This is a genomic window from Mitsuaria sp. BK041 (assembly GCF_014193085.1).
Lineage (GTDB): Bacteria > Pseudomonadota > Gammaproteobacteria > Burkholderiales > Burkholderiaceae_C > Roseateles.
The window spans coordinates 2024643-2044248 of sequence record NZ_JACHYT010000002.1; the positions used below are offsets into that span (position 1 = coordinate 2024643).

Sequence of the window (19606 nt, forward strand, 5' to 3'; positions counted from 1 at the left end):
CGCCGGCAGCGGCGTCTTCGCGCTGCTGCGCGGTGCGCTGGGCCTGGACGCGGCGCAGGCCGCCTTCGAGCGGCTGCATGTCGTGCCGGGCCTGCTGAAGGCGGCAGGGGAGCGCGTCTCCCGCGCGGAACTGGCGCAGGCGCTGAACATGGCGCTGTTCCTCGACGTCACCCGGCGCGTGCCGATGGCGGCGGCCTATGTCGCCGACCTGCAGCGCGATGGGCAGCAACTGGTGTTCGACCACGGCGCGCTGCGCACAGTGGCGTGGCCGAGCGGCGCGCTGCCGCCCGGCGAGGCCGCCATCACGCGCGTGCTGCGTCCGCTGGGCTTCACGATGGCGGCGACCTATCCGCTGCCGCGGCTGAAGATGACCGGCCGCGCCTGGCGCCATGCCGACTTCCCCGAGGACATCGCGCAATTCTTCGTCTCGGAGCTGCATCCGGAGCGCTTCTCCGGCAGCTTCCAGGGCGCGGTGACGCGCGTGCTGTCGACCTCCCGGGATCCCTTGACGCCCGCCGACCTGGCGGCGCTGGAGCAACTGGCGCGTGACGGCGACCTGCCGATGGCGGCGGCGAGCGCGCTGCTGCCCCGGCTGGTGGGCTGCTTCGCGCGCCAGCATGGGCTGTTCGAGGCGGACGACTATCAGGCGCTGCTGGCCGAGTCCGCCGAGATGGCCTGGATCGCGACCGAGGGCAACGCGTTCAACCATGCGACCGATCGCGTGACCGACATTGACGCCGTCGTCGCGGCGCAGCGTGCGCTGGAGCGACCGGTGAAGGACACGATCGAGACCTCCGCGACCGGGCGCGTGCGCCAGACCGCGTTCAAGGCGGCGCGGGTGATGCGTGAGTTCCTCGACCGCGGGCAGCGCGTGATGCTCGAGGTGCCGGGCAGCTTCCATGAATTCATCCAGCGCGCGCCGCTGGACGAGTCCGGCGCGCTGGACCTGGCCTTCGACGCGGGCAACGCGACCGGCATCTTCAAGATGACGGCCGGCGCGGCGACCGACGCGGACACCGCGGGCGAGGCGGCTTCGTGCTGAGCGGAACGCCGGACTCGCCGCAAGCCGCCGGGGCCTGCGGCCAGCTGGCGGGCTTCCTCGCGGAAGCCCGCGCCGTTTGCGGCGAGGCCTTCGTGCAGGACGGCGCGGCGATCGAGCCGCGCTACCTGCAGCCGGCGCGTTATGCGGCGGGGCAGGCGGCGGCGCTGGTGCGCCCGGGCCACCGGGACGAGGCGGCGCGCGTGCTCGCGCTGGCGGCGGCCTGCGGGCTGCGGGTGGTGGTGCAGGGCGCGCATACCGGCCTGGTCCGCGCGGGCACGCCGGATGACGCGCAGGGCGAGGTGCTGCTCAGCACCGAGCGGCTGCGCGAGGTCTTCGAGCTCGACCTGCTGGACCGCACGCTGCGGGTGTCGTCGGGGTATCGGCTGTCGGAGATCAACGAGCGCCTGGAGCCGCACGGGTTGTGGTTCCCGGTGGACCTCAGCGCCGATCCCTCGATCGGCGGCATGGTCGCGCACAACACCGGCGGCACGCGCATGCTGCGCTACGGCGACGTGCGCGCGAACACGCTCGCGCTGGAGGTGGTGCTGGCGGAGCCGGCGGGGCAGGTCGTGCGCTTCGGACAGGGCCTGCAGAAGGACAACTCGGCGCTCGCGCTGGGGCAGCTGTTCATCGGGTCCTCGGGCAGCCTGGGGCTGGTGAGCGAGGTCACGATCAAGCTGTCGCCGCTGCCGCGTCAGCGCGCGGTGGCGCTGGTGGCCCCGTCATCGCTCGACGAGGTGTTCCCGCTGTACGCCGAGGTCATGCAGCGCTGGGGCGGGCTGGTATCGGCCTTCGAAGGCATCAGCCGCGCGGCGCTCGAGGCCGGCCTGCACGGCCAGGACGTGGCGCGCTGGTTCGACGGCCAATTGCCGGACTACGCGATGCTGATCGAGCTCAGCAGCGAATTGCCGGCCGAGCAACTCGCGCTGGGCGGGTTGCTGCAGGGCTGGCTCGAGCAGGAGTTCGAGACCGGGCGGGTGCGCGATGCCGTGCTCGACGCCGACGAGGCGATCTGGGCCCTGCGTCATCGCATCAGTGAAGGACTGCGCGCGCAGGGCAAGGTGATCGGCCTGGATCTCTCGCTGCCGCGACGGCACTTCATGCGCTTTCGCGCGCGTGGGGCGGAGTGGCTGGCGCGGCGCTTCCCGCAGCTGCGCCTGGCGGACTTCGGTCACCTGGGCGACGGCGGCATGCACTTCAACATGGTGTGGCCGATGGACGCTGGCGAGTGGACGGCTGAACAAGAGCTGGCCCTGCGCGATGGGCTGTATGCGCTGGTGGCGGAGCTGGGGGGCTCGATCAGCGCGGAGCACGGGGTGGGGCCGCAGCTGCAGGCGGCGTACCGGGCGCATTGGATGCGGGTGGAACCCGGTGTGCTGGATTGGGCGCGGCGCGTACAGATGTTGTGGGATCCGCACGCTCGAATGGGAAAAGTGGATTGGGGCGGATGAACTGCTTGTCAGATTCCGAAACCGTGCTACAGTCCAATTCTTCGTTGCAACGCAGTTGACGCGAAGACAAATCCTGAAAGCCCAGGTGGCGGAATTGGTAGACGCACTAGTTTCAGGTACTAGCGGGTAACTCCGTGGAGGTTCGAGTCCTCTCCTGGGCACCAAATCTGAAAAGCCGGCCTCGAGCCGGCTTTTCTCATTCTTCCGCCCAGGAAGTGATGTCCGGTGGACATCACGGGAGGACTCGAATGGTTTGGACCGTTGGTCCAAACCGGGGTCGCGCGAAGCGTGACCGAGTCCTCTCCGCGATGAGCGCTGCTCGTGCCCGAATGCGGGCCCCCAGGATCGCGGGCTGACCCTTCCCGCCGCGTCCGCTCCGATATGGCACAGTCAGGCGAGTTTTCCCCACCGCCATGCCGCCACCGAAACCCGCCACCATCATCGACGTCGCTCGCGAAGCTGGCGTTTCCATCAAGACGGTTTCCCGGGTGCTGAACCAGGAGCCGGGTGTCCACTCCGAAACCCGCGAGGCGGTGCTCAAGGTCGTGGCCGACCTCAAGTACCGTCCCAAGCAATCCGCCCGCAGCCTGGCGGGCGGGCGCTCCTTCCTGATCGGCCTGTTGTACTACGACCCCTCGGCGGCCTTCGTCGGCGGTGTTCAGCAGGGCGCGACGCTGCGCTGCCGCGAGGCTGGCTACCACCTCGTGGTCGAATCCCTCCACAACGATGCCCCCGACCTGGCGATGCAGGTCGACCGCATGGTGTCGGCGCTGCGGCCGGACGGGATGATCCTGACCCCGCCGCTGTGCGACAACCCGCAGGTGCTGTCCGCGCTGCGCGAGAGCCACACGCCATGCGTGCTGATCTCGCCCGCGGCCGACGAGCCCGACCATCCCAGCGTCCGCATGGACGACGTGCACGCGGCCGAGGAGATCACCAACCTGCTGATCAGCCTCGGCCACACGCGGATCGCGATCATCAAGGGCGCGAAGGACCAGGTCGCGTCCAAGCGCCGCTACCAGGGCTACCTGGCGGCGCTGAAGGCGCACCGGATCGCGCTGGACAAGGACCTGGTGGTGCAGGGCGACTTCACCTTCGACGCGGGCGTCGAAGCCGCCTACCAGTTGCTGAGCCGCCGCCAGCGCCCGACGGCCGTGTTCGCGAGCAACGACGACATGGCGCTGGGCGTGCTGGCCGCGGCGCAGCGGCTGGGCCTGTCGGTGCCGGGCGACCTCTCGATCGCGGGCTTCGACGACACGCCGGCGGCGGCGCGCGTCTGGCCGCCGCTGACCACGGTGCGCCAGCCGATGGACGACATGGCGCGCGCCGCGGTCGACCTGCTGATCGGCGCGCCGCGCGACGCCGATGCCGCGACGCCCGCCAAGCTCAAGCACCACGTGCTGCCGCATGAGCTGGTCGTGCGCGACTCCACCGCCGTGCTGGGCGCCAAGGCGGCGCCGCGCGCGAAGAAGTCCGGCTGAGCGCCCGGACGACCCGCCGCCCGATCAGGCGGCTCGCCGATCGGCGCGAGCGAGGATCTGCTCGATCAAGGTCCGATGCGGCGGCAGGTCCCGGAGCGCATGCGCCCCCAGCTGCGCGATCGCCGCGAATTCCCGCCGCGCCTCCTCGCCGCGATGGAGCGGCGCCATCCAGGCGCCGGGCTGGGTCTTGAATTCCATGCCGTAGAGCACGTACTGCCAGCTCGCCGGCAGGTACATCTCGACGTCGGTGATGAAGTCCAGCCGCTGCGGCGGCCGGCAGCGCCACATCGCCAGCTTCTCCTTCAGCGAATCGGTGAACGAGGCCGGATCCGCGTTGTCGCGCCAGAACGCGGTATCGGTGCGCTGCGTCAGGCCGTAATGCAGCTTGATGAAGTCGACGATGCGCTCATACCGCGCCTTCATGAAGGCGTTGAAGTGGCGCGCGACCGGCGCGGTGTCGCCGTTGAACGGGAACAGCTGGCCGATCAGGTAGGCGGCGGTCTCGATCAGCCCGATGCCGGACGATTCCAGCGGCTCCAGGAACCCGCCCGCCAGGCCCACCGCCACGCAGTTCTTCACCCAGTGCGTCTCGCGATAACCGATGTCCAGCGTGAGCCGCCGCGGCGTCAGTCCGTCGGACGCCGGGCCGATGTAGCGGCGCAGCACCCGCTCGGCATCGGCGTCGTCGCAATGGCGGCTGCTGTAGACATGCCCGATGCCGCGGCGCTCCTGCAGGCCGATGTCCCAGATCCAGCCGCTCTCCTGAGCGCTCGCGATCGTGTACGAGGCGATTGGCGCCTCGGGCCGCGCATACGGCACCTGCATCGCCAGCGCACGGTCGACGAAGAGCACGTCGCGCATCGAGCGGAACGGCGAGCCCAGCGCCTCGCCGATGAGCCGGGCGCGGAAGCCGCTGCAATCGATGTAGAGCCCGGCTGTCAGCGTGCCGGCCTCGCGGGTGTGCACCGCGGCGATCGCCCCCTGTTCATCGAGGTCGACGCGATCCACCGTCGCGATCACGCGCCGCACGCTCAGGGCCTGGCCGTGCGTGGCGAGCAAGGTCGCGAAGCGGCCCGCGTCGAAGTGATACGCATGGTTCAGCGGCCCGAGGTAGTCGCCGTCGGCGGCCCGCTTCGGCCCATGCCGCGCGTCGGCGACGGCCTTCTGCAGCGTCACCGCCTCGGCGAACGCACGCGTCGGACCGGCCTCGCCGGCGAGCCAGTAGGGCAGCAGCTCCGGCGCGCCGGGACGCTGGCTGGGCTGGCTGAACGGATGGAAGTAGTGATCGGCGCCGGGCGTGCCGGGCGGCCGGACCCAGTGGTCGAAGCGGATGCCCTGCTTGTAGGTGGCGGAGCAGGCGTCGAGGAACTCCGCCTCGCCGATGCCGATCGCCGACAGCGTCCCGCGGATCGACGGGAAGGTCCCCTCGCCGACACCGATGATGCCGATGTCGCTGGACTCGACCAGCGTGATGCGCACCCCGCCCTGCGCGGTGCCCAACTGCCGCGCGAGGAAGGCGGCGGTCAGCCAGCCGGCCGTGCCGCCGCCGACGATGAGGATGTCCTGGATCGGGGTCATGAAGGTCTCCGGGTCGTTGTGGCGTGTGGACGACAACCCCGTATCCATGGGGGTCCTGGGCGTCGCGGGTCTTCGTAGGCGGACTACGGGTAAATGATAGGGTCGAAGATGACAACGATGTCAACCGACCCGTTGACAACGTTGTCATGGCGCTCCTACGATGTATCGAAACTACAAGAACAACCCCGGATCAGAGCTTCACCTCGAGAGTCCACTGGAGACAACAACATGACCGACCGCCTCATCCGCCGGCCGCGCCTTGGCCTGGCTTCGCCCATTCAGATCGCCGTGCTGGCCCTGCTCGCCAGCGCTGCGCACGCCCAGTCCGCCGAGGCGCCCGCGCCGCAGGCCGAGACCTCTTCCACCGCCGCGACCGCGTCCGCCGACGGCAAGGACAGCAAGGCGCTGCCGCAGGTCGTGGTGACCGCGACCAAGCGCTCGACCTCGCTGCAGAAGACCCCGATTGCAGTGACAGCGATCAGCGCCTCGACGATCGAGGACAACCACGTCAAGAGCATGCTCGACGTGTTCAACCTCGTGCCCAGCATGCAGGGCACCGGGCAGGGCGACCACGGCATCGTCAGCATCACGCTGCGCGGCATCGGCAACGACTCGGCCAAGACCGAGTACGCCGACCCCGAAGTGGCGCTGTTCGTCGACGGCGTCTTCGCGCCGCGCCCCGAAGGCGCCGCCACGATGCTGTTCGACCTCGACGGCATCGAGGTCCTGCGCGGTCCGCAGGGCACGCTGTGGGGCCGCAACTCCACCGTCGGCACCATCAACATGAAGACGGCCAAGCCGGTGCTGAAGGACAGCTCCGGCTACCTGGAGGTCGGCACGGGCAGCTACAACCGCCTGGGCGCCAAGGGCGCCGTCAACATCCCGCTGAGCGACACGCTCGCGGCGCGCGTGGCCTTCATCCACGAGCAGCACGACGGCTACGTCGACTACCAGAAGCCCACCCAGTACACGCTGGCGCAGCAGCAGGCGGCCTACAACGCGGGCAACACGGCCGGCAACTTCCCGGCCTTCCAGCCGATCAACTACAACCTGTTCGTCACCGGCGGCCCGAAGTACAACGCCCAGGACCAGACCGCCGCGCGCCTGAGCTTCCTCTGGCAGCCGATCAAGACCTTCCGCTGGGACCTGTCGCTGGAGCAGTTCGCCGACCGCGGCACGCCGGCGATGAGCCTGATGCAGACGCCGCGCGCCGGCGAGAAGCTGTGGTCCGCGCTGATCGACACCGCGCCCTCGCTCAAGCGGGACTCCACCTCGATCCGCAGCCGCATGGAATACGACATGGGCGGCATGGCGCTGGCCTACGTCGCGGGCTACACCAGCTTCAAGGGCTCGGGCACCTACGACCAGGACTTCGGCGTGAACATGCCGACCAGCTTCACCACCGGCGCGACGCACCAGGAAGACAACACCGTCTGGACGCGCTACCGCAGCCAGAGCCATGAAGTGACGCTGCAGAGCACGCAGAAGCAGACCATCGACTGGGTGCTGGGCCTGTACTACGCGGCCGAGGACAACGGCATCCGCTTCGACATCCCGATCATGAACGGCACCCAGCAGGGCACCGTCAACTGGCAGGGCTCGTTCATCCAGCCCAAGGAGACCGTCGATTCCAAGGCCGCCTTCGGCCAGGCGACCTGGAACCTGACCGATGCGCTGCACCTCACCGGCGGCCTGCGCTACACGCATGACGACCGCAAGAACATCGGCGGTCGCGGCTGGTTCTGGGCCGGCAACGCCGCCGCGCCGCAGATCCCGCTGAATCCGACGATCGACCCGACCGATCCGGCCAACGGCTACAGCGCCGGCAACATCAACGATGCCCATTACAAGGGCAGCAAGACCACCTGGCTGGCGCGCGCGACCTACGACCTGAGCAAGGACGCGATGGCCTACGCCAGCGTGTCGACCGGCTACAAGTCGGGCGGCACCGGCGACGGCGGCCTGCCCTACGGGCCGGAGACGCTGACCAACTACGAGGTCGGCTACAAGACCTCGCTGCTGGACGGTCGCATGACCTTCAACATCAGCGCGTACCACATGAAGTTCAAGGACTTCCAGTTCAGCGCGCCGGTGATCGTCAACGGCAACCGCCAGTTCGCCTACTCCAACGCCGAGGGCGCCAAGGTCTCCGGCCTGGAGATCGAGACCGCCTGGATGATCACCAACGACGACAAGCTGCAGCTGTCGGCCTCGTACACCAAGACCAAGCTGGGCCAGCTGGTGGCGGCGTCCAACGACTACCAGCTGCCGGTCTGCACCGAGCCGAACCTGACCGGCAACTGCCTGAACGTCACCGGCAACGAGCTGCCGCATGCGCCCAAGGTGGCGATCCAGCTGATGTACGAGCATGTGTTCCCGCTCGCCAATGGCGATCAGGTCGCGCCGCGCATCAGCTACCACTACCAATCGGCGAACTGGCTGTCGGTCTTCAACCTCGGCGACGGCGATCGCCAGAAGGCCTACTCGACCGCCGACATCGCGGTGCGCTACTCGTCGAAGAAGAACTGGTACGTCGACGCCTTCGTGCGCAACGTCTCGGACGAGAAGATCAAGACCAGCGCCGGCAGCTCGGGCAGCTTCGCCAATCCGATCTGGACCGCGCAGTACGCCGCACCGCGCACCTTCGGCCTGAACGCGGGCTACAACTTCTGAGCCCTCGGGCCCGGTTGTTTCCGTCCGCCGCGCCGTCCGCCGCACCGAGTCTCCCGCGCAGGTCCCGTCGATGGTCACTCCCGATGCCACCGACGATCGCGCGAGGGCCGAGGGACCGGCGGGCACGCTGACCCGGCGCTCGGCGGCCGGCGCGCTGCTGGCCGCCGGGCTGTCCGCCGCCATGCCGGCGGCGGCGCAGAGCCCCGCGACGCGCGCACCGGCCTCGGTGCTGCGCGTCGCCACCTTTCCCGACCTCGACCGGGCCGCGATCGCCGCGGCGCCGCGTTGGCGCGCGCGCCATCCGGAGGTCGAGCTCAAGCTGCTGTCGATGCAGTACGCCGATCACCACCTGTCGATGACGACGGCGCTGGCGACCGGCTCCGGCCTGCCCGACGTGATGGCGATCGACCTGCGCTACATCGGCAAGTTCGCCGGCTCGGGTGGTTTCGTCGATCTCAACCAGGCGCCGTACCTGGCCGCGTCGCATGCGGATGACTACGTCCGCTTCGCGATGGCGCAGGGCGCCGGACCCGGCGGCACGCAGGTGGCGATTCCGGCCGACATCGGCCCCGGCACGCTGATCTACCGCAAGGACCTGCTCGACCGCGCCGGCGTCAGCGAGGCCGAGATCACCCGCGACTGGTCCGCCTACCTGTCCGCCGGCGAGCGCCTGCGCAAGGCCACCGGCGCCTACCTGATGGCCGACGCCGCCGACCTGCGCGACATCGCGCTGCGCCAGGGCCTGCGCGATAGCGAGGGCCTGTACTTCGACGCCGACGGCCGCGTGCTGGTCGAGTCGGCGCGCTTCCGCCAGGCCTTCGAGCTCGGCCGCGCCGCGCGCCGCGCCGGCCTCGATGCCCGCGCGATCGCCTGGACCAACGACTGGGCGGCGGGCTTCAAGCAGGGGCGCATCGCCACCCAGATGATCGGCGCCTGGCTCGTCGGCCAGCTGCGCAACTGGATCGCGCCCGCGACCTCGGGCCTGTGGCGCTCGGCGCCGCTGCCCGGCGGCGTGCGCGCGGCCTACGGCGGCTCCTTCTATGCGATCCCGAAGAAGGCGGCCAACAAGGCGGCCGCGTGGGACTTCATCCGGCTGATGACGGCCGATGCCGAGGTGCAGCGCGAGAGCCTGAAGGCGCTCGACAGCTTCCCGGCGATGCGGGCGGTGCTGGACGACCCGGTGATGGACGAGCCGATCGCGTTCCTCGGTGGGCAGCGCGCGCGCCAGCTGTGGCGCGAGACCGCGGTGCGCATTCCCGCGATCCCGGTCAACCGCTTCGACGCGCTCGCGACGACGGTGATCCGCGACGAGTTCGAACGCGTCATCGCCCGTGGCAAGGCGATTCCCGAGGCGCTGGCCGACGCCCGCCGCCTGATCGAGCGCCGCGCGCGCCGCCGCTGAGGAGCCGCACATGTCCGCGCCACCACGCGACTCCCGCCCGCGCCGCCTGCCGGGGCTGCGCTCGCGCCGGATCGCGCCCTACCTGTTCATCGCGCCGTTCTTCGCGCTGTTCCTGGTGTTCGGCCTGTTCCCGCTGCTGTTCTCGATCTACCTGTCGCTGCAGCAGTGGAACCCCGCCGAGGGCCTGCACACGATGCACTGGGTCGGACTCGAGAACTACGGCTACGCGCTCACCGACCCGTGGTTCTGGGATGCGCTCTACAACACCGCCTGGTTCGCGCTGGTGTCGGGGCTGCCGCAGCACCTGGTGGCGGTGCCGCTGGCCTTCTTCATCCACCGCCGCTTCAAGCGCGGCCGCGACCTGGTCGTCGGCGCCTATTTCGTCCCGTACATCACCTCCAGCGTCGCGATCGCGCTGATCTTCACGACGCTGTATTCGAAGGACTACGGCCTGATCAACGCGGCGCTGGCGGAGCTGACGCGCATCCCGTTCATCGGCAGCCCGCTGGCCTCGTTGACCGCGCTGCGGGAGGGCGGCATCGACTGGCTCGGCGACGCCGACGTCACCCGCCCCGCCGTCGCCTTCGTCGTGTTCTGGCGCTACCTGGGCTGGAACCTGGTGCTCTACCTGTCGGCGCTGCAGGTCATCGACAAGGACCTCTACGAGGCCGCGACGCTGGACGGCGCGAGCGAGTGGCAGCAGTTCCGCCATGTCACGCTGCCGCTGCTCAAGCCGATGATGTTCTTCGCGGTGACGCTGACGATCATCGGCAACCTGCAGCTGTTCGAGGAGCCCTTCATCCTCGTGGACGGCGAGAAGGGCGTGGCCTCGTCGGTGATGACGACGGCGATCTTCATGTACCGCACCGCCTTCTCCGACGGCGACTTCGGCACCGCCTCGGCGATGTCGTGGCTGATGTTCGTGCTGATCGCCGCGCTGACCTGGCTCAACGCGAAGCTGTTCGGCCGCGATCCGGGGGGCCGCCATGGCGCGCGCTGACGGCCTGCCGATGCGGCCCGCCCCGACCCGCGACGGCCGCGCGACGCGCGCGGGCCGGCCCTGGCTCGCCTGGGGCCTGGTGATCGCGGGCGCGCTGGTGCTGGTCTCGCCGCTGTACTTCACCTTCGTCTTCGCGACGCAGGACCGCGCGGCCATCTTCGACACGCCGCCGCCGCTGTGGTTCGGCGACGCGGCAGGGTCCAACCTGCGGCTGCTGCAGGAGCGGCTGCCGTTCTGGCGCAACCTGGGCATGAGCCTGTACGTCGCGTCGATGACGACGGCGCTGAACCTGCTGCTGTGCTCGCTGGCCGGCTACGCCTTCGCGATCTACGAGTTCCGCTTCAAGCGCGCGCTCTTCGCGATCGTGCTGGGCTCGATGATGCTGCCGGCCTTCCTGCACATGATCCCGAGCTTCATGGTCATGGACGCGCTCGGTTGGATCGACGAGCCGCGCGCGCTCTACGTGCCGGCGGCCGCCAGCGCGCTGGGCATCTTCCTGATGCGGCAGTACATCGGCTCGGCCATCCCGCCGGACCTGATCGACGCCGCGCGCATCGACGGCTGCGGCGAGTTCCGCATCTTCTGGTCCATCGTGCTGCCGCTGCTCACGCCCGCGCTGGGCACGCTGGGCCTGATCACCTTCATCGCGAGCTGGAACAACTTCGTCGCGCCGCTGGTCGTGATGCGCTCGGCCGAGCACTACACGCTGCCGCTGGCGCTGCGCTCGATGCAGGCCCCCAACAACACCGAATGGGGTGCGCTCATGATGGGCAGCGCCATCGCGATGCTGCCGCTGCTGGTGGCCTACCTCTTCAGCGCCCGGCGGCTGGTCGCCGGGCTGACCTCCGGCGCCGTGCGCGGCTGACCGGCCTCGCCGCCCAGTGACCCCCTCGCCATGACCACCGCCCCGACACCCACCGGACCCGCGACGCCCCCGGCGCTCCCGCCGTCCGGGGACCCTCGCGGCGCCCCTCCTTCCACGATTCCCACGACCACGACGCTGAACACCATGAACGCGAACGACGCCACCCCCGCCGCCGACACCGCCACCTTCCGCTCCCTGATCCAGTCGCTGCCCGCGGACTTCCAGTGGGGCTCCGCGACCAGCGCCGCGCAGATCGAGGGCGCCGGCCGCGAGGACGGCAAGGGCGAGTCCATCTGGGACCGCTTCTGCGCCCAGCCGGGCCGCATCAAGGACGGCTCCAACATCGACGTCGCCTGCGACCACTACCGCCGCTATCCGGAGGACGTGAAGCTGATGCGATGGCTGGGCCTGGACGCCTACCGCTTCTCGTTCTCCTGGCCGCGGGTGCAGCCGCTGGGCCGCGGCGCCTGGAACGAGGCCGGATTCGATTTCTACGACCGCCTGATCGACGAACTGCTCCAGGCCGGCATCAAGCCCAACGCGACCCTGTACCACTGGGATCTGCCGCAGGCGCTGGACGATTCGATCGGCGGGCTGCTGTCGCGCGAGGTGGTGCCGCTGTTCGCCGACTACGCCGGCGAGATCGCGCGCCGCTTCGGCGACCGGCTGGCGACGATCGCCACGCTGAACGAGCCGTGGTGCTCGGCGACGCTGGGCTACGAGACCGCGCAGTTCGCGCCCGGCCACACCAGCCGCGCGGAGGCCTACCAGGTCTCGCACCACCTGCTGATGATGCATGGCGCGGCGATGCAGGCCATGCGCGCGGTAGGCTCGAAAGCGCAGCTGGGCATCGTGCTCAACCACACGCCGTCCTTCCCGGCCGACCCGCTCAGCGAGGAGGACCGCCGCGCCGCGCGCATCGACGACGGCACCAACGTGCGCTGGTACATGGACCCGGTGTTCCGCGGCCAGTACCCGGCCGACATCGTCGAGTACCTCGGCGCCGACGCGCCGCGCGTGCAGGACGGCGACCTGGCGCTGATCCAGCAGCCGCTGGACTTCCTGGGGATCAACTTCTACACCCGCAGCGTGCTCAACGGCCGCCAGCAGTTCGTGACGCCGCCCGGGGAACTGGGCTTCACCGACATGGGCTGGGAGATCTATCCGCAGGCGCTGACCCAGCACCTGCTGCGCATCACCCGCGAGTACACGCCGCCGCCGCTGGTCATCACCGAGAACGGCATGGCCAATGCCGACAGCATCGTCGACGGCCGCGTGCCCGACGCAGCGCGCATCGCCTACCTGCGCGGCCACCTCGAGGCGCTGGCCCAGGCGGTGGCGCTGGGCGCGGACGTGCGGGGCTACTTCTACTGGAGCCTGCTCGACAACTTCGAATGGAACTCGGGCTACCAGAAGCGCTTCGGCCTGTTCCACGTCGACTACGCGTCGCAGCAGCGCCTGGCCAAGGACAGCGCCCACTGGTACCGCGACGCGATCGCCGCCTTCAAGGCCGGGCGTTGAGCGCCAGGGACTGAACCTCGGGCGCGGCGTCACCGTCCGGCCCGACGCCGGGGCGGACTGTGGCAGCATCCGGGGCTTTCGCGCACGGGGCGGGCACGGCGCCTGCCGCGTCGCGGAACGGAGGCATCGGTGAAGGAGCAGAAGGCATGAGTCAGGGCGGAACGGCGCCAATGCGGTTGCTGGCGGACGTGGGCGCGACGCATGTGCGCTTCGCCAGCCAGGGCGGTGCGGCGGAGCCGCTGCAACACGTCGCGCGCTACGTGTGCCGCGACTTCGACACGCTCGCGGACGCGATCTTCTATCACCTGCATCGCGAGGGCCTGCCCCGGCCACGCAGCTGCGCGATCGGCATCGCCACCGCCGTCACCGGCGACCATGTCCGCATGACCAACCACCACTGGAGCTTCTCCACGCGGGCGCTGCAATCGGCGCTGGGCGCGGAGCGGGTCCTGGTGATCAACGACTTCACCGCGCTGGCGCTGGCGCTGCCGGTGCTGGGACCGCAGTCGATGCGCAAGGTCGGCGGCGGCGAGCCGGTGGCCGGCGCGGCCAAGGGACTGGTCGGGCCCGGGACCGGGCTGGGGGTGTCGGGGCTGCTGCGGTCCGACGACGGCAACACGCAGGTCGCGGTCGGCGGGGAGGGCGGGCACGCCACGCTGTCGTCCTACGAGCCCGAGGAGCGGGCCGTGCTCGACCTGCTGCACCGGCGTTTCGGGCATGTGTCGGCGGAGCGGGCGGTGTCGGGGCCCGGCCTGGAAAACCTCTACATGGCGCTGGCCGAGCTGCGCGGGCTCAAGCTCGCTCCCGGCGAAGGCCGCGCCGCGCCGGCAATCACGGCGGCGGCGCTGGCGGGCGAGCCCTTCAGCAGCGAGGTCGTCACCATGTTCTGCGCGTTGCTGGGCGACATCGCGGGGCATGTCGCGCTCACGCTGGGCGCGCGCGGCGGGCTCTACATCGGCGGCGGCATCGTGCCGCGACTGGGCGACTGGTTCGACCGCAGCCCGTTCAGGGCGCGCTTCGAGTCCTGCGGCAGGCTGACGTCCTACCTGCGGGCGATCCCGACCTACGTCGTGCAGGAGGCGGATCAGGCGCCGTTGCTCGGGGCCAGTCGGGCGCTGGATCGGGATGTGCTGACGCACTGAGGTCAGCTGGCGCTGAGACCGCCTACCTGCGCCGACCAGCGCGTTGGCCGCCAGGGCGCAGGATTCCCGCGGCAAGCGCCGGAACCCCGCGCCCTGCCGTCCCCGATCACCGGCTCACTGCGCTGGGGCGGTGGCGGGCGGGGGGCTGGGCTCTGAAACGAAAAAAGCGGCCGGGATGGCCGCTTTGTCGGGAGGTCCGGGTTACCAGATCCGGATGCGGTCCTCGCTGGGCTTGAACATCTTGTCGCCCGGCTTGGTCTTGAAGGCCTCGTGGAAGCCGTCGTGGTTGACGGCGGCGCCGTTGGCCCGGAACTCCGGCGGCGAGTGCGGGTCGATGGTCAGCAGCTGCAGCTTGCGCTCTTCGCGCGCCTTCTCTCGCCAGGCCTGCGACCAGCCCATGAAGAAGCGCTGCTCGCCGGTGTAGCCGTCGATCACCGGCGCCGGCTTGCCGCCCAGTGAGCGCAGGTAGGCCTTGTAGGCGATCTGCAGGCCCGAGAGGTCGGCGATGTTCTCGCCCAGCGTCAGCTTGCCGTTGAGGTGCTTGCCCGGGATCGGCTCGTAACCCTCGTACTGCGCGACCAGCTTGGCGCCGATGGCGTCGAAGGCCTTGCGGTCGTCGTCGGTCCACCAGTTGCGCAGCTTGCCGTCGCCATCGAACTGGCTGCCCTGGTCGTCGAAGCCGTGGCTGATCTCATGCCCGATGACCGCGCCGATCGCGCCGTAGTTCACCGCGTCGTCGGCCTTCGTGTTGTAGAAGGGCGGCTGCAGGATGGCGGCGGGGAAGACGATCTCGTTGAGGGTCGGGTTGTAGTAGGCGTTGACCGTCTGCGGCGTCATCAGCCACTCGCGGCGATCGACCGGCTTGCTGGCCTTGGCGGCTTGGCGCTTCCACTCGAAGGTGGCCGCGCGCAGGTTGTTGCCCACCGGGTCGCCAGCCTTGACCTCCAGCGCGCCGTAGTCGCGCCAGACATCGGGGTAGCCGATCTTGACCATGTACTTGGACAGCTTGTCCTGGGCTTGCGCCTTGGTGGCGGGCGTCATCCAGCTGAGCTTGTCGATGGACTCCTTGTAGGAGGCCAGCAGGTTGTTGACCAGCTGCAGCATCCGGGCCTTGTCGGCGGCCGGGAAGTAGCGCTTGACGTAGACCTCGCCGACCGCCTCGCCGAGCGCGCCGTTGACGTTGCCCACCGCCTGCTGCCAGCGCGGCAGCGGGCTCTTCGCGCCGGTCAGCGCCGCGCCGTGGAACTGGAAGTGGGCGTCGCGGTAGACCTTGGGCAGCGTCGGCGCATTGGCGTCGATGGCTCGGAAGCTGAGGTAGAGCTTGAGGTCCTCCAGCGGAGCCTCGCCCAGGAGCTTGGCCGCGCCGGTGAGGTAGCTCGGCTGCGACGCGGACAGCTTGTCCAGGCCCGGCAGGGAGGCCCCGGTGAAGAAGGCGTTCCAGTCGAAGCCCGGCGCCTTCTGCGCCAGCTCGGCCGGCGTCATCGGGTTGTAGGTCTTCTGCGGATCGCGCAGCGAGACCTTGTCCCACTGCACCTCGGCCAGCCGCTCCTCGAGCGCCAGCACCCGCTGCGCGCTGCCGGCCGGATCGGCGATGCCGGCGGCCTTGGCCAGCGTCTGCAGGTAGTCGACGTAGGCGGCGCGGGCCTTGGCCAGGCGCTCGTCGTCCTTCTTGAGGTAGTAGTCGCGGTCGGGCAGGCCCAGGCCGCCCTGCCAGGTCTGCAGGCGGTTGATGGTGGGGTCCTGGTAGTCGGCCTCGATGCCCAGCGGCACCGGGGTGTCGAGGACACCGGTCTGCGCGCCCAGCCAGGTCGCGAGCTGCGTGCGCGTCTGGATCGCGGCGATGCTGTCCAGCAGCGGCTTGATCGGGGCCAGGCCAGCCTTGTCGATCGCCGCGGTGTTCATGTAGGCGGCGTAGTAGTCGCCGATCTTCTGCTCGACGCTGCCGCCCTGGGCCTTCTTCTTCGACAGGTCCTCGATGATGGCGCGGGCACGCTTGTCGGAGAGGTCCGCCAGCAGGTGGAAGGCGCCGTAGGAGGCCTTGTCCGCGGGGATCTCGGTGGTCGACAGCCAATGGCCGTTGGCGGCGCGGAACAGGTCGTCCTGGGGACGCACGGTCTTGTCGTAGCCCTTCAGGTCGAGGCCCGATTGCGGCTGCGCCGCCATCGCGAGGCCGCCCAGCTGCATCAGCAGGGCGAGGGTGGTGAGGCGGAGGACGTTCTTCATCGCAAGCAGATCTGGAGTGCGGGCCGGGCCCGTCGGAGCCGGAAGCCTATGCCACAAGGCAGACCCGTGACAAAAGCCATGAGGCCGCTTGTGGCGGCCGTCGCACCGGGGCTTTCCAGCTTGCCGGCAGGCCCTTCAAGTGGCTGGACACCGCCTGTCGGCACCGGTCGCCGCCCGCGTCTTCACGCCCTCTTGAGGCGAGGGGCGCGCGGCCGGCGCGGGAGCGCGCGTGCTCAGGGTCAGCGCCGCGATCACCAGCGCCGCGCCGATCCACTCCTGCGCCGCCGGATGCTGGCCGAGCGCGACGCTCATCAGCAGCGCCGACACCGGGACGCCATTGAGGAACAGCGTGCCGCGCGACGCGCCGAGTTGCCGCACGCCGAAGTTGAAGGCCACGACCGCGGCGACAGTGGGCACCGCGGCGATGTAGAGCAGGTGCGGCGCGACCGGCGTCAGGTCCTGCCAGGTGGGCGCGTTGACCCAGCCACCGGCCGTCATGGCGACGGCGAAGAGCAGTTGCCACGGCAGCGCCGCGATCGCGGTCAGGCCGGTGTATTCGAGCGGGCTCAGCGTGGGGAGCCGGGCCGCGCCGCGGGTGTAGAGCACCCAGCCGATCGTGCCCAGCAGCGTCAGCGCGTCGCCCAGCAGCATGTGGGGCGGACCATCGCCGCGGCCGAGCACGCCCGACACCATCACCACGCCGCCCAGCGCCAGCACCGCCGCGCCGGCCACGCCCAGGCCCGGCCGGTGGCCGTCCAGCAGCCAGCGCAGCAGGATCGTCGTCATCGGCATCGTGGCCATCAGCACCGCGCCGTGCGAGGGCAGGGACAGCTTCAGGCCCTCCAGCACCAGCACGCCGAAGAAGCCGTAGCCCAGCACGCCGTGGCCGGTGAGCGTGACCCAGTGCGTCCTCAGCTTGTCCCAGGGGCGCTGGCCGAAGCGCATCACCAGCAGCGTCATGCCGACGCCGGCCAGCAGGTAGCGGACCGCGGTGAACCAGACCGGGTCCAACCGTCCCAGCACCGGCTTGCCGACGAGGAACAGGCTGCCCCAGGAGATCGCCGCGAACAGCATCGCGACGGTGGCGGCAATGGGAGGGGAAGTGGGCGTCATGGCGACCGGCCTTCTTGGCAACTGCGATGGGAGGGCAGTCTGGGCGCCGCCCCGCGCGCGGTCCATGCGCTTGTTTGGAACAGGCGTTTGAAGAATCCGAACGCCGCCGGCCCGGCGGCTGGTCACAATTCCGCCCCATGGAGCTGTACCAGCTGAAGAGCTTTCTGGCCGTCGTGGCCGAACGGAACCTGACCCGCGCCGCGGAGAAGGTGTTCACCAGCGTGCCCGCCGTCAGCGCGCAGATCAAGGCGCTGGAGGAGGAGCTGGGCGTGCAGCTGTTCGAGCGCAGTTCGCGCGGCATGACGCTGACGGCTGCGGGCGAGAAGCTGGCCGAGGAGGCGCGCCGCACGCTCGACGCGGCGCAGCGCCTGCGCCAGGCCGCCGCGCAGATCCGTGGCGAGGTGCAGGGGCGGCTGCGCATGGGCACGGTCACCGACCCGCTGGCGCTGCGCCTGGGCGAGGTGCTGGTGAAGCTGGCGGAGCGCCATCCCGGCATCGGGTTGCAGCTGATGCAGCGCCTGTCGCTGCACAGCGTGCAGGCGCTGCGCCGCGGCGAGGTCGACTGCGCTTACGTGCTCTACGACGGCGAGGTGGCCGACGGGCTGGTGGTCGAGCGCCTGCGCCGGATGGAACTGGCCGTGGCGGTGCCGCGCCGCTTCGCCGACCGGGAGTGGCCGGTGTCGCGGGAGGCGCTGCTGTCGCTGCCCTGGATCGGCACGCCGCCCGACTGCGGCCTGCGTCCGGCGGCCGAGCGGCTGTTCCAGAGCGCCGGCCGCGAGCCGCCGCACAGCCTGATGGCGGAGACCGAGGCCGCCGTGCGCGGCATGGTCGCCAGCGGACTGGGCGCCGCGGTGCTGCGCAAGGACCAGGCGCAGGCGGCGGTCGACGCCGGCGAGCTGCGCATCTGGCCGCATTGGCAGGACGAGACCTGGCTGTGCTGGCTCCAGCAGGAACAGGCCGAGGACCACGCGCTGCAGGCGCTGCGCGAGCTGGTGCACGAGGTCTGGCAGGACTGATCCCGCCGTGGCGCTCGACGCGTCGCCATTCTTCTGAGGCCCACCGGGGCGCTCCCGCGGCACGGCTCGGCTCGGCGGGTCCGAGTCCGGGTCCGGGTCCGGGTCCGGGTCCGGGTGGACGTGAGGGGCTTTTTCGACCGACCGGTCGGGCTGCGATACTCCGCCGATCACAAGGAGACTCGCACGTGGAAACCCTGCAGATGGCGACCGATGCGCGCGGCGTGACGCGCGTGACGATGAACCGGCCCGAGGTGTTCAACGCCTTCGACGAGGCCATGATCGCGGACCTCGATGCCGCTTTCGACCGCCTGGGCCGGGACCCCGCCGTGCGGATCGTCGTGCTCGAAGGCGCCGGCAAGGCCTTCAGCGCCGGCGCCGACCTCCAGTGGATGAAGCGAGCGTCGGAAGCGACGCAGGACTGGAACGTCGAGGACGCGCGCCGCTTCGCCGCCATGCTGGACCGCATCGCGCGCTGCCCCAAGCCGACGATCGCCAAGGTCCACGGCGTGGCGCTGGGCGGCGGCGTGGGCCTGACCCTCGCCTGCGACATCGCCGTCGCCGCGGCGGGCGCGCAGTTCGCGGTCAGCGAGGCGCGCTTCGGCATCCTGCCGTCGGTCATCGGCCCCTACGTGGTCAATGCCGTGGGCCCGCGCGAGGCGCGCCGGCTCGCGCTCACCGCCAGCCGCATTCCCGCCGCCGAGGCGCTGCGCATCGGCCTGCTGCACGAGGTCGTGGAGAGCGATGCCGCCGGCGGGCTCGACGCGGCCGTCGAGCGCTGGGTCGCGGAGCTGTTGATGAACGGCCCGCAGGCGCAGGCCGAGATCAAGGCGCTGTTCGCGCAACTCGACGTGGGGCCGGTGGACGGCGAGGTGCGTGAACTCACCGCGCAGACCATCGCCCGCGTGCGCATGGGGGCCGAAGCCAAGGAAGGCTTCGCGGCCTTCCTGGGCAAGCGCCCCGCAGCCTGGGTGCCGAAGACCGACGCGGCGTCCTGACCTCAGGATCGATCGCCGGATGCGCGCGGCCAGCATTCGGGGTCCGGCCTCGGGTGCCCCGGCGCTGACGCCCGCGGGACTGACGCGCAGCGGCCACGCGCACA

At 70.4% G+C, this 19606-nt stretch carries 14 protein-coding genes and 1 tRNA gene; 12 read left to right on the top strand and 3 right to left on the bottom strand.

The annotated features are described in order from the left end of the window. Nucleotides 1–73: 73 nt before the first annotated feature. From FHT38_RS24710 to FHT38_RS24725, 4 genes are all read left to right on the top strand, one after another. On the top strand, nt 74–1042 hold the full coding sequence (locus FHT38_RS24710) for a 2-oxoadipate dioxygenase/decarboxylase family protein (RefSeq protein WP_404935749.1): 969 nt from the start codon (nt 74–76) through the stop codon (nt 1040–1042). Then, nucleotides 1036–2493 (top strand): FAD-binding oxidoreductase, encoded by a 1458-nt coding sequence (locus FHT38_RS24715; RefSeq protein ID WP_183493533.1) that lies wholly within the window; start codon nt 1036–1038, stop codon nt 2491–2493. The genes FHT38_RS24710 and FHT38_RS24715 overlap by 7 nt, the downstream gene beginning before the upstream one ends. A 79-nt stretch (nt 2494–2572) precedes the next feature. Then, nucleotides 2573–2657: transfer RNA gene (locus FHT38_RS24720), tRNA-Leu, on the top strand. A gap of 249 nt (nt 2658–2906) precedes the next feature. Further along, nucleotides 2907–3974 (top strand): LacI family DNA-binding transcriptional regulator, encoded by a 1068-nt coding sequence (locus FHT38_RS24725; protein WP_183493534.1) that lies wholly within the window; start codon nt 2907–2909, stop codon nt 3972–3974. A 24-nt stretch (nt 3975–3998) separates the two neighbouring features. On the opposite strand, the gene FHT38_RS24730 is transcribed toward FHT38_RS24725, so the two are convergent. Further along, a complete protein-coding gene (locus tag FHT38_RS24730) occupies nt 3999–5552 on the bottom strand; it encodes a tryptophan halogenase family protein (RefSeq protein WP_183493535.1) in 1554 nt (517 codons plus the stop codon). 228 nt (nt 5553–5780) lie between these two features. Between FHT38_RS24730 and FHT38_RS24735 the strand changes: the two genes are divergently transcribed. From FHT38_RS24735 to glk, 6 genes are all read left to right on the top strand, one after another. Then, nucleotides 5781–8225, top strand: a complete 2445-nt coding sequence (locus FHT38_RS24735) for a TonB-dependent receptor (RefSeq protein WP_183493536.1) — start codon at nt 5781–5783, stop codon at nt 8223–8225. Nucleotides 8226–8295: 70 nt separating this feature from the next. Next, nucleotides 8296–9627 carry an ABC transporter substrate-binding protein gene (locus FHT38_RS24740; protein WP_221213886.1) on the top strand — a complete coding sequence of 444 codons (1332 nt, stop codon included), beginning with the start codon at nt 8296–8298 and terminating at the stop codon, nt 9625–9627. A gap of 10 nt (nt 9628–9637) precedes the next feature. Beyond that, nucleotides 9638–10627, top strand: a complete 990-nt coding sequence (locus FHT38_RS24745) for a carbohydrate ABC transporter permease (RefSeq protein ID WP_183493537.1) — start codon at nt 9638–9640, stop codon at nt 10625–10627. Beyond that, nucleotides 10614–11492, top strand: coding sequence for a carbohydrate ABC transporter permease (locus FHT38_RS24750; RefSeq protein ID WP_255488916.1), 879 nt, complete (start codon nt 10614–10616; stop codon nt 11490–11492). Before FHT38_RS24745 ends, FHT38_RS24750 begins: the two co-directional genes overlap by 14 nt. 144 nt (nt 11493–11636) lie before the next feature. Next, nucleotides 11637–13013 carry a GH1 family beta-glucosidase gene (locus tag FHT38_RS24755; RefSeq protein ID WP_183493538.1) on the top strand — a complete coding sequence of 459 codons (1377 nt, stop codon included), beginning with the start codon at nt 11637–11639 and terminating at the stop codon, nt 13011–13013. A gap of 146 nt (nt 13014–13159) precedes the next feature. After that, complete coding sequence (gene glk, locus FHT38_RS24760) at nt 13160–14155, top strand: glucokinase (protein WP_183493539.1); 996 nt, start codon at nt 13160–13162, stop codon at nt 14153–14155. A gap of 201 nt (nt 14156–14356) precedes the next feature. Here glk and FHT38_RS24765 read toward each other — a convergent pair whose 3' ends face one another. Both FHT38_RS24765 and FHT38_RS24770 read right to left on the bottom strand, forming a co-directional pair. Further along, a complete protein-coding gene (locus tag FHT38_RS24765) occupies nt 14357–16378 on the bottom strand; it encodes a M13 family metallopeptidase (RefSeq protein WP_183493540.1) in 2022 nt (673 codons plus the stop codon). Between the two features lie 135 nt (nt 16379–16513). After that, nucleotides 16514–17491: a DMT family transporter gene (locus FHT38_RS24770; RefSeq protein WP_183493541.1), complete on the bottom strand. Its 978-nt coding sequence runs from the start codon at nt 17489–17491 to the stop codon at nt 16514–16516. 137 nt (nt 17492–17628) lie between these two features. Between FHT38_RS24770 and FHT38_RS24775 the strand changes: the two genes are divergently transcribed. Continuing rightward, nucleotides 17629–18507, top strand: a complete 879-nt coding sequence (locus FHT38_RS24775) for a LysR family transcriptional regulator (protein ID WP_183493542.1) — start codon at nt 17629–17631, stop codon at nt 18505–18507. A gap of 200 nt (nt 18508–18707) precedes the next feature. Further along, nucleotides 18708–19502 (top strand): enoyl-CoA hydratase-related protein, encoded by a 795-nt coding sequence (locus tag FHT38_RS24780; RefSeq protein ID WP_147239802.1) that lies wholly within the window; start codon nt 18708–18710, stop codon nt 19500–19502. Nucleotides 19503–19606: the final 104 nt, after the last annotated feature.

Excerpts from the sequence above, each read along its gene's own strand:
- FHT38_RS24725 (WP_183493534.1), top strand. The coding sequence starts at position 2,907 with ATGCCGCCACCGAAACCCGCCACCATCATCGACGTCGCTCGCGAAGCT.
- FHT38_RS24730 (WP_183493535.1), bottom strand. The coding sequence starts at position 5,552 with ATGACCCCGATCCAGGACATCCTCATCGTCGGCGGCGGCACGGCCGGC.
- FHT38_RS24735 (WP_183493536.1), top strand. The coding sequence starts at position 5,781 with ATGACCGACCGCCTCATCCGCCGGCCGCGCCTTGGCCTGGCTTCGCCC.
- FHT38_RS24740 (WP_221213886.1), top strand. The coding sequence starts at position 8,296 with ATGGTCACTCCCGATGCCACCGACGATCGCGCGAGGGCCGAGGGACCG.
- FHT38_RS24745 (WP_183493537.1), top strand. The coding sequence starts at position 9,638 with ATGTCCGCGCCACCACGCGACTCCCGCCCGCGCCGCCTGCCGGGGCTG.
- FHT38_RS24750 (WP_255488916.1), top strand. The coding sequence starts at position 10,614 with ATGGCGCGCGCTGACGGCCTGCCGATGCGGCCCGCCCCGACCCGCGAC.
- FHT38_RS24755 (WP_183493538.1), top strand. The coding sequence starts at position 11,637 with ATGAACGCGAACGACGCCACCCCCGCCGCCGACACCGCCACCTTCCGC.
- glk (WP_183493539.1), top strand. The coding sequence starts at position 13,160 with ATGAGTCAGGGCGGAACGGCGCCAATGCGGTTGCTGGCGGACGTGGGC.
- FHT38_RS24765 (WP_183493540.1), bottom strand. The coding sequence starts at position 16,378 with ATGAAGAACGTCCTCCGCCTCACCACCCTCGCCCTGCTGATGCAGCTG.
- FHT38_RS24770 (WP_183493541.1), bottom strand. The coding sequence starts at position 17,491 with ATGACGCCCACTTCCCCTCCCATTGCCGCCACCGTCGCGATGCTGTTC.
- FHT38_RS24775 (WP_183493542.1), top strand. The coding sequence starts at position 17,629 with ATGGAGCTGTACCAGCTGAAGAGCTTTCTGGCCGTCGTGGCCGAACGG.
- FHT38_RS24780 (WP_147239802.1), top strand. The coding sequence starts at position 18,708 with ATGGCGACCGATGCGCGCGGCGTGACGCGCGTGACGATGAACCGGCCC.